This window comes from Acetobacter sp. DmW_136 (assembly GCF_008690365.1).
Taxonomy (GTDB): domain Bacteria; phylum Pseudomonadota; class Alphaproteobacteria; order Acetobacterales; family Acetobacteraceae; genus Acetobacter; species Acetobacter oryzifermentans.
In genome coordinates, this window is record NZ_VHON01000107.1 from 1 (window position 1) to 709 (window position 709).

Below are 709 nucleotides of genomic sequence, written 5' to 3' on the forward strand. Positions count from 1 at the left end.
TTACCGTCTACGAACTGTTCCTGTCCGACGATTCCGAGTTTTGTAACGCCGAGGCGCTGTGCGTCGGCCATGACGTGGATGACGGTTTTGTAGTCTGCCAGACGGTTGGGCTGGAGATGGAATTCTGGTCGGCTGGCCTCGGGCCCGCTGGCGATCTCGCGCAGATGCGCCTGCAGATCGGCTTCCCCATTAATTGGCTGGCCATTCCATGTCAGCGAGTTATCAAAGTCCACAACCAGCGTCACCACAGGGGTTTCTTCCGTGCTGGGCGGCGGGTTGCCCTGCGGCAGATCAATCGAGACCGCCTGCGTCTGCAACGGGATGGTGATGATCAGCATGATCAGCAACACCAGCATCACGTCAATCAGCGGCGTGGTGTTGATGTCAACAATGCCTTCATCTTCCGTTGTGCTCTCAGAGCCAACATTCATGCCCATGGCTGTGCTCTCCCCACAAGGATGGGGTGGCGTGCTGCGCCACCCGCCCCTGCCTATTTCGGCTTTTCCGTAATGAAATCGATATGGCTGATGCCCGCTTCCTGACACGTCGCCACCAGACGGCCCACACTCTCATAGCGTGTGGTCACATCCCCGCGGATCTGGATCTGCGGCTGGGGCTTTTGCACCGCTGCCTTCTCCAGCCGGGCCAGAAGATCGGCCCGATCCCTGATCGGCGTTTCATTCCAGAAGGTCTGCCCATCTGCCGTGAC

General features: G+C 59.1%; 2 protein-coding genes. Both read right to left on the reverse strand.

Translation table 11 applies throughout. The annotated features are described in order from the left end of the window. Positions 1–437: biopolymer transporter ExbD (locus FKW31_RS15920; RefSeq protein ID WP_035351224.1), on the reverse strand; the 437-nt coding region annotated here is incomplete at its 3' end. A gap of 53 nt (positions 438–490) precedes the next feature. Beyond that, on the reverse strand, positions 491–709 hold a 219-nt coding region (locus FKW31_RS15925), incomplete at its 5' end, for a biopolymer transporter ExbD (protein WP_193562103.1).